We start from the raw sequence: 8,745 nt of genomic DNA on the forward strand, positions 1-8,745 counted from the left end.
CGGTCAATCAAGTAATTATTGCTTTGAGAGAACTATTTCACCAGAGCTACACCCATCCGATGTCCATGTTCCTTCCAGCGTGTTTTCGCTTTTATTGTGAGTTAGCAAAAATGATTTCAAACACCATTGCGAGTTGATCGGGCTAGCTTGAAGTATAGAGGTCTCACTGAATTCAAGCATGCCTTGGGAAAGATTCCCCCTAACTTCCATGTGCGCGACATCTGAAGAGGGTAGCTGTGGATTTTGAATTACTGAGGTTCCAGTAATCTGACTTCCATCTTTCGACAAATCCAAGCGATAAATAAACTCTCTGTCGTAGGTGATTGGTGCCCGATTTTGAACCAAAGTCCCTTGCCAGATACCGCCAATGTCAGAATCCGAGAAAGTTTGAAGCTTGGAAGGTTGGGAGGGTCTAGCCTCAGAAGGCCGGGTGGGCTCGGATTCGGAAGGCTGGGTGGACTCAGGTTCAGAAGGTTGAGATATCGGCTCGTCCTGTCTAGATGTTAATGGTCGCCAGCTTCCTTCTGTTAGGTAATAGACAGCAACACCAGAAATAATGGCCGCCAAGATTCCAGCTAGCCATGCCCCTACAGTGTTGCCATTCTCTCTCGTCATACCACCTCCACATAGGGTCTGATTCCAAGTGCACTCCAGTACTAAAATACCGGCAGCTTTTTGGGGCATTGCCGAAAGCGACCCTATCACTATACTTAGCCAAAATCGATATAACGTCGATTTGAAGGATGCTCGAATTTTGATTAATCGATTAAACGGCTAAACGCTTAATCGGTTGACTTGCCAATCCAGCCTTCCAGCAGTTCGGTTACCAGGTCGGAGAAATCCCCTTCGTAGTCCACCAGCGATCGCTTCACTTCCTTGTTCAACTCCTTGGGGATATAGGCCCCCACCTGAATGTAGTTCGGGTCTGAGCGCTTTCCCGTAGCCTTCCGTTGCCGCCGCTTCGGTTCTACCGACGTTGGCTCCGGTTGCGCTTTTCCTTTCTGGCGATTCTGCGCCAGCTTGTCAAACATGCTTGCCGGATCAGCCATGACTCTCAATCTCCTTCGCTAGCGATACATACTCACCCCAGGCAATGCGACCAAAGCGATCGCCTGTCTCATATACAGGCACCCCTACTAGGGCTGCTTTCTCATAAGCAGTCAAGCGCCTAATCACCTGCTTAAACACGGGAATGCTTAACCGCTTAAGCGTATCTCTAGCTTGCTCAGCGGTGCCTTTCTTGCGGCTATCGACCATCGTCAGCACTACCCCATAGGCATCCAGGTTTTGGAGGTTATCGACGGTGGCCAGCAGTGCTTCCAAAGCGAGGGCATCAGGAGTCGAGGGTAGCACCAGCAGATCGCAGCCGGACGCCAGGGCCTCCAGTTCGTCTTCGTCGGGGTGGGCCTCGGTATCTACGATGACATGGTCTTTGCCGCGAGATACTTTGGCGGCTGCCATCAGATCGCAAACCTGGAAAGGCAAGGTGCCCCGCTTCGACCAAGAGAGAGAGGAGCGGTTGGGGTCGCCATCTACGAGCAGGGTCTTTTCAGACTGTTGGGCGAAGTAGCAGGCTAGGTGGATAGCGGTAGTGGTTTTGCCCACGCCCCCTTTAAAGCCAGCAACGGTGATGATCATTGTGATTATTCAGTTAAGCGATTAATCGGTTAATCGGACGAGTTGCAGATCGATAAATCGACGACCTGAGAGGATTCTAGCGGTTAATCGATGAATTAGTTAAACGATTAAGCAGTTAAGTGGCTAACCACTGGAATAGAGTGAGGAGTGAGATCGCGGCGAATCAGCCCCCCCCTGATCCACTGGCTCGGTATCGGCAGCTGGAGGAAATCGCGGCGAATGGGTGGCAGCTCCCCATCAGCGAGTTAGCCCATCTGCTGGGGCTGAAGACCTTGAGCGGTTCGGAAGTGAAGCGCTACGGCTTTCGGTTTGTAAAAGTGGGGAAGGCCAGAATTGAGAGTGCTTGGAAGGTGGAGAAGTTGGAGTGAGGGGTGCGATCGCGCCCCTCATAGCCTAACTGGGCATTTCACCAATTATTTTCGGGGCCTCTTTTTCTGTTGCTTGTATCGCTCTAAATCTTCGGGAAAGAAGTCATTCATATTGTAAAGTCTAAAAGGATTTGGATCGCCATATAAAAGGCTCCATCCTTGGTTGCTGGCTTTTCCGTCAATGTAGCAGGTAAACCATGAAATTTTCCACTTCATAGGCAGTACTTCAATTCGCTTGCCTTTCTCAACATAAACGGCCGCATTAGTATTTTCAGTCGAAAGAATAGTAAATTCTTCAAGAAATCTTGCAGGTGAAAAAATAGCGTCGTATCCAAAATGCTGACCAAAGACACGCCCTAATTCATACAAATCTAGGTCTTGTTTTTCCTCCGTCCAACCATCACACAAGCATCGATATCGTTGACCTAACCGATCTCGATTAACAGCTAGCACACCAGAGCGAACTAAAGCTCCTACGCCGTACTTTTCTGTCGCAAAGGAAGATGGTTTCAATCCTACAAGAGCATGAGAATAGTCTACATAGCGTGTATCATTCACCTCAAGCCCTTGATATGGGGTGGTATCAGCTTCCCATCCTAGATCTAGGGTGCCTGAAGTTTCACCACCACCGCCACCGAATACATAACTTTCGTCCTCAAAAAATTTTCTCGCCATTTCATCGAGAGACGGAACATAATCACTGACAGTTTTTTCTCCCCATTTAACTTCAAATTGGCTAGTGCGGATGACATCAAAACGAATGTCGTCTCGATGATGTTTGAAATCCAATATAAGCAGCGTCAAGCACTCCTCAAAAAAAGATCCTTCAGTCGCGATATGGATAAATTCAAAATCAGTGAATCCTTTTCCCTTAAAAACGAACGTATAAACGGGCTTCTCTCCACGCGAGATGTAATCCATAAACGTATCATTTTCATCATCAATATGCGCAAAAATGGCAGCGATACGGTTAAAGTTCCGAATAAGGAAATCAAATACACCGGTTTGGCAAGTTACATGACCTGTTCTCACGATCGTCATGCCATACGGAGTCTGATAGTTGGCCTGCTGAGACTTATCCGACTCTAAAGACAACGCATATTCAATCAATGCCGACGTAACCAGCATCGAATCATTGATCAGACCAGGGCGGTGTTTGCGAATCACCTCAATAGCCTTGGCAATCTCATCATTTTGGACAACCTGCAAGCGAGGGCGTGAGCGCACCATCAGAAAAAATGTTTTGTACTCATTCTGTTCCATTATACTCAATCTGAGTACAATGGCGAGAGAGTTAATCGATTACGACACTCTAATGGCTCCGCGATCTAGTTCCCCTTGTCCATAAGTGCTGAAGCCACTAGATGAAAAACACATTTAATTTATTCCATGTCCTAGCTGTTGCCATCTTCACCGTTGGCGCAATCGCAGGAACAGCCGTATTGTCAGGTTTTGCTGGAGTGCTTCAGTTCCAATGCGGTTCTGAAGGATGCGGAGGTCTGTACGATGGTCGCCCAAAAATGGAGTCACCCATCTCTCCTACTGAGGATGGAAAAGGGAAAAGTGACCAATCATAGTTTCCCGATCGCCTCCGCCTTCTCATCCTCAGACACCTCTAAATACCGCTGCAACGCCGCCATCGACGCCCAACCGCCTAACTCCTGAATCGTCTTAAGCCGTACCCCCGCTTTATCTAAACGAGTAGCCCAGGTGCGCCGGTTACTATGGGTGCTAAACCCCTTCAGCTCTAGAACATCGCACGCTTTCCGTAGCGCAGCATCACACGCTTGTCTCGTAATCGGGCGATCGCCTTTGCGACCGGGAAATAGATAGCCCGTTGCGGGTAAGTTTGTCTCCCCCAGAACAGTCTTCAGCTTAGAGTGTATCGGCACCGATCGCGTCCGCTTCGTTTTAGTAGTCGCTTTGCGCAAGACGATAGAGTCACCTACCAAATCCTCAGCTTTGAGCTGCCGCGCTTCGCTAATCCGGCAGCCCGTGTAGTAACACACTGAGAATAGTGCTCTCATCTTTGGACTCATCTCAGCCACAACCTGCTCAAACTGATCCTCACTCCAGATATCAGCTTGGTCATGACGATTGCGCTTAGGCATCGATTGTTTTTGCTCTTTTTACAATTTCAGCAAATTAAGTTTAACCAGTTTTCAGGCGTTTCAGCGGTTTTCCGTGAATCTTGCTAGAAAAATCGCTTATTAATGAGAATCGCTCTCGTTAGCAAGAGTAGGGGGAATCGCATAACCTCACTCCCCATCAGCGTTGACACTGTTAACAGCGTTTACGAGTTTGGGCATACCAAAGTAGCGCTATCTAGCGCAGTGCAGGCGTTAACACCGTATACGTTGTTTACAGAAATGGAAAAACCGTTAGTCGCTACTAGGGTGCCGCATTCATGGGCAGCGCAGATCGAAGAACTCTCACAGGAAACGGGGAAGTCTCAGAGCGAAATCGTGAGAGAGGCGATCGCGCAGTATCTAGGCAAGACGGACCCGGAGGCGGTGGCGACGATGGCGAGGCGGTTGAGCAGGCTAGAGCAGCAAGTTAAAAAATTAATGCTAATAATTTAGCTATTTGAGGTACTCGAAACATGTCTCTTCCTCCATACTCATCGAATGTCTACTGGAAAGAGTATGAAATTACTACACCAACATTCAAATTGACTCCAGTTGAAAAACCAGACATGTCTCCGTTCCTAATACATATGACGGGGAAAAATCAACTAGCAGAAATATTAAAAGGAAATGGTGCAGATGATGCGATAAAGGTTAAAAGTGGGCAAGGATATCTGAAATCTGTATCGCCAGAAGTAGCTAAAAATAATCAAAGCTTTAATCCAAAAGTTGTATGTTTTACTGAATCTCCTACTTTCTCACTAGATTTTTTTAGATATAGAAAGTTTGACAGATGGCAATCTGATCAACGTTTTGGTATTGGTTTTGAAAAAGCAGCTCTAGTTGAGCAAGGAGTTCGTCCTGTTATTTATACTGATGAAGCTTTAACCAAAAAAATTATTGAATTTTGGCATAGATTTCAGTCTAATCAGAATCTATGCAAAAAAAAGATAATTAATAATAAGCTTAAAAAAATCATTGATGAAATTTATCCTCTGCTTTTTCCATTACTTGAAAAACATAGTAATCAAGGATTTATGTGGGAGAGAGAATGGAGAAGCCCTAATCCTGATGGATTAGTCTTTAATCACACAGATATTAGAATTATCTGCTGTCCCCAGTCAGAAGAAAAAAAGATAAAAGGAATTCTCAAAAATGCTTCTGAGAATATTGAATTTATTAGAACTTGGAAGCAATATGATGATATTACTTGCTATCTCAATAGACAATCTGATCTATGGCAGCTTCAAATAGATCCTGGTTTAAGTAAAGAGCAAAGGATTAAAAAGCTAAAATTTCTGGTTGAGCAATATAAAGTTCGCATCAATAGTTTGGATTCATATAAAGAAGTAGTTGAGCAACTATTGAGTAGTGTAGAAAAAATAGATGAGGAAAAAAACACAATTAAGCAAAGCATAAATAAATTTGAAGAGGAATTATATCAGCTAAAAAATCAGGATGATGAGCATGGCGATCACCCTTCCTGAAACTATTCCTACAAAGGCTAGCGAAGGTGAACGGCGGCTATTCAACTTGCTCAAAACTAAGTTGCCCGAAGACTTTATCGTTTGGTATGAACCCCGACTCAATCGCAATCTCTACCCTGACTTCATTGTTTTGGGGCCAAGCTTTGGCCTGCTGATTCTAGAAGTAAAAGGCTGGAGAGCTAGCCAGGTCGTTGAAGCAGGTGAGCGTTTTTTCAGGATTGAGCAGAAAGACGGTCATATTGAAAGCCAGCGATCGCCCATGCGCCAAGCCTTTGACTACTTCGGTACGGCTGCTGATCGCCTCAAGAGCTATGCTATTCTGCGCCAGGACAGCGGCGACTACGAAGGTAAGTTGGCCTTTCCGGTCGGTGTGGGTGCAGTGCTATCAAACATCACCCAGCCACAAGCCTATGAAGAAGCGATCGATCCGTTTCTAGAGCGTCCTTATATCACTTACCGAGACGAGCTGCTGGACTGGGAAAGCCTTTCATCGGATGAGCTGGTGCAGCGGTTACGAGAAATGTTCAAGGTAAAGTTTGACTTTCCCACGCTCACCCCCGACCAAATCAGCACGATTAAAGGCTGTCTACATCCTGAAACCGTTATCAAGACGATACCTGCGCCACCAACAAGCGTTCCTAAAGGAGTTACGTTAGCTCCAGATAGTACAGTCGTTGTCGGCCTTGACATTGAGCAAGAGCGTCTAGCCCGTGAGATGAAAGAGGGACACCGCTTAATCTCTGGAGTAGCCGGTTCTGGTAAAACCTTAATCCTGCTGGCCCGCGCCAAAGTGCTAGCGAATCGGCTGCTGGAACACCGTGTCTTAATCCTCTGCTTCAACGTCACGCTAGCGGCTCACCTGCGATCGCTTCTACACAGCGACACTCGTAACCCGCAGTATCAAGAGCGCATCGAGATAATGCACTTCCATGCCTGGGCTAAGTCGCTGCTGGGCAGGCTACCGCATCCGCGAGAGTTCAACGACGACGAGAGCTATAACCAGTTCCTCGGCCAGCAAGTGCTGATGAAGCTACAGTCGTCTCCTCCAGAACAGCACTACGACTCAATTCTGGTAGACGAAGCTCACACATTCTCGTTTAACTGGTTCGAGTGCTGCGTGGCCGCGCTGAAAGACTCCGAAAATGGCGACCTGCTGATCGTGAGTGACGGTAGCCAAAGTCTCTACAAGCGGCGTAAGTTTACCTGGAAGTCTGTAGGCATCAAAGCTCAAGGACGATCGCAGCGTCTCACTCAGAATTATCGCAACACCCAGGAGATTCTGACAGCGGCCTGGAACGTCTTACAGCCTACTTCTTCAGATGAGGACGCGACGTTCCCAGCCGTTGAGCCTGCAGCAGCATTACGGCATGGCCCGGAGCCAACGCTGCATGTAGCTAACTCTAAAGCGGCGGCTGTTGATGCGGTGGTTGAGAAAGTGCGATCGCTCTGCAATCAAGGCTATTCACCGGCTGACATTGCGATTGTCTATCGCTGGAAGGGATATAAGGAAGCTGCTGCGTTTGACTCGCTCTTACAGCACCTCCAGCAGCTTGATCTATGCCCGTACTGGATTACAGAAGATCGAGACTCGAAGCATAACTATGACGCTAATCAGCCCGGTGTGCGGATCATCACAGCTCTATCGTCGCTGGGGCTGGAGTTTAAAGTTGTGCTGCTGCTTTGGCTTGAGCAGTTTGCAGACTGCAGTAACAAAGATGTGGAAACGGCAGCGCTAGCGAGACGGCAGCTTTATGTGGCGATGACGCGATCGCAGGATGAACTGCACTTATTTGCGGGTGGGCGATCACAGTTAGTGAATACACTGCACTAATTGAAATTTGAGCCTTCTGGCAAAAAGACAAAGTTTATGTCACGAAAGATCACAACCTTGTAGAGACATCAAGCGTCTGATGTAAACATAGGTATATTTGCAAAGGTTGGTCGGTATGAGGCAGGATAAAATATGAGTTTTAAATTTTTCCTTGCGGCAGCATTCCTAGATAGGCTTTAGAACCCTTAACAGGTACACTTGTACTAATAGGGAGATTAGAGATGATGGTTGCTAATGTGTTGGATAATTTTCCTGGTCTAATTAGTCCAGTTCGTGAAATCGCTTCTTATGAAGCGCTATGGACTCATCACACAACACCTACTCAGATTGCCAACCTTTTCAGAACTTTTGGCAATATTTTGCCGTCTGCAATCGCTGACTCAGAGGGCATTTCAGCAGGCGAGCTGCATCAAATACGGTCTGAGGCTGAAAGGTTGATGCCTTTTACTAAATACTCAGCTCTCTTCTACCAAGATTTTGAGTATCCAAATAGACTCAGAGACGCTAAACACCCAGTTGAAGTATTGTATTATCGCGGCAACTTGGACTTATTATCGTCCAAAGCTATAGCTGTTGTCGGAGCTAGAGAAGCATCTCCAGAGGGCATCGCACGGGCAAAGAAGACTGCTAAGCTTTTGGTTGAAGGTGGTTTCACCGTCATGTCTGGGCTTGCAAAAGGAATTGATACTGCAGCCCATGAAGAGGCAATCAAGTTGGGTGGAAAAACGATCGGCGTTCTTGGCACAGCCTTGCACGAATCCTACCCGAAACAAAATAGGGCGCTTCAGCGTGAGATAGCCAAAAATCACATCATTGTGAGTCAAGTACCTTTCGTTCAGTACGATCGGCAGTGCCGCACGAACTTTAGGCGAAACCGCATGTTTTTTCCTGAGCGCAATAAGACAATGTCAGCCCTAAGCTTAGCAACGATTATTGTAGAGGCTGGAGAGTCTAGTGGTAGTTTGACACAGGCACAAGCGGCTGTAGAGCAAGGCAGAAAGCTCTTCATCCTCAAGTCTTGCTTTGAAAAAGGACTTCAGTGGCCGAACAAGTATTTAGCCAAAGGTGCTATTAAAATTGAGGATGGTACGGAAATACTAGAGCACCTCGGCAATGCAGGCGATATCTCAGGGTCAGGAATTGCGGTGGCGAAAAACTGACGAGTCAAACTGGCTTGCCAACTGTCCAAACCATGAAAGTCTTTGCCTTTTCTACGGTCGCATTTACACACCGAGGGTAGGTTATGACTACTCTGAGACTAATCAGCTTATTGCTAATCTCAAGATTTCGCCTAA

10 protein-coding genes are annotated in these 8,745 nt (G+C 46.8%); 5 read left to right on the forward strand and 5 right to left on the reverse strand.

Annotated elements, in window-relative coordinates; translation table 11 throughout:
- Nucleotides 1–15: 15 nt before the first annotated feature.
- The 3 genes from QJQ48_RS25060 to QJQ48_RS25070 all read right to left on the reverse strand — a co-directional run bounded on the left by QJQ48_RS25060 (nt 16) and on the right by QJQ48_RS25070 (nt 1,638).
- The gene (locus QJQ48_RS25060; protein WP_346293988.1) at nt 16–684 is read right to left on the reverse strand and encodes a hypothetical protein; all 669 of its coding nucleotides are present in this window, start codon (nt 682–684) and stop codon (nt 16–18) included.
- A gap of 98 nt (nt 685–782) precedes the next feature.
- Nucleotides 783–1,049 (reverse strand): hypothetical protein, encoded by a 267-nt coding sequence (locus QJQ48_RS25065; protein ID WP_346293989.1) that lies wholly within the window; start codon nt 1,047–1,049, stop codon nt 783–785.
- Nucleotides 1,042–1,638 (reverse strand): ParA family protein, encoded by a 597-nt coding sequence (locus QJQ48_RS25070; protein WP_346293990.1) that lies wholly within the window; start codon nt 1,636–1,638, stop codon nt 1,042–1,044. Before QJQ48_RS25070 ends, QJQ48_RS25065 begins: the two co-directional genes overlap by 8 nt.
- Before the next feature lie 119 nt (nt 1,639–1,757).
- Here QJQ48_RS25070 and QJQ48_RS25075 point away from each other — a divergent pair, with 119 nt between their 5' ends.
- Nucleotides 1,758–2,006, forward strand: coding sequence for a hypothetical protein (locus QJQ48_RS25075; protein WP_346293991.1), 249 nt, complete (start codon nt 1,758–1,760; stop codon nt 2,004–2,006).
- Nucleotides 2,007–2,051: 45 nt separating this feature from the next.
- Here the strand turns inward: QJQ48_RS25075 and QJQ48_RS25080 are convergent, their stop codons facing one another.
- Nucleotides 2,052–3,269: a hypothetical protein gene (locus QJQ48_RS25080; protein WP_346293992.1), complete on the reverse strand. Its 1,218-nt coding sequence runs from the start codon at nt 3,267–3,269 to the stop codon at nt 2,052–2,054.
- Nucleotides 3,270–3,577: 308 nt separating this feature from the next.
- A complete protein-coding gene (locus tag QJQ48_RS25085) occupies nt 3,578–4,117 on the reverse strand; it encodes a tyrosine-type recombinase/integrase (protein ID WP_346293993.1) in 540 nt (179 codons plus the stop codon).
- A gap of 285 nt (nt 4,118–4,402) precedes the next feature.
- Between QJQ48_RS25085 and QJQ48_RS25090 the strand changes: the two genes are divergently transcribed.
- From QJQ48_RS25090 to QJQ48_RS25105, 4 genes are all read left to right on the forward strand, one after another.
- A complete protein-coding gene (locus QJQ48_RS25090) occupies nt 4,403–4,588 on the forward strand; it encodes a ribbon-helix-helix protein, CopG family (protein WP_346293994.1) in 186 nt (61 codons plus the stop codon).
- Nucleotides 4,589–4,608: 20 nt separating this feature from the next.
- Entirely contained in the window at nt 4,609–5,619 is a 1,011-nt protein-coding gene (locus QJQ48_RS25095) for a hypothetical protein (RefSeq protein WP_346293995.1), read from the forward strand.
- Nucleotides 5,600–7,450: a UvrD-helicase domain-containing protein gene (locus QJQ48_RS25100; protein WP_346293996.1), complete on the forward strand. Its 1,851-nt coding sequence runs from the start codon at nt 5,600–5,602 to the stop codon at nt 7,448–7,450. The genes QJQ48_RS25095 and QJQ48_RS25100 overlap by 20 nt, the downstream gene beginning before the upstream one ends.
- Nucleotides 7,451–7,671: 221 nt before the next feature.
- Nucleotides 7,672–8,610 carry a DNA-processing protein DprA gene (locus QJQ48_RS25105; RefSeq protein ID WP_346293997.1) on the forward strand — a complete coding sequence of 313 codons (939 nt, stop codon included), beginning with the start codon at nt 7,672–7,674 and terminating at the stop codon, nt 8,608–8,610.
- Nucleotides 8,611–8,745: the final 135 nt, after the last annotated feature.

Source organism: Sphaerothrix gracilis Ecp01 (assembly GCF_030405905.1).
Classification (GTDB): domain Bacteria; phylum Cyanobacteriota; class Cyanobacteriia; order Phormidesmidales; family Phormidesmidaceae; genus Sphaerothrix; species Sphaerothrix gracilis.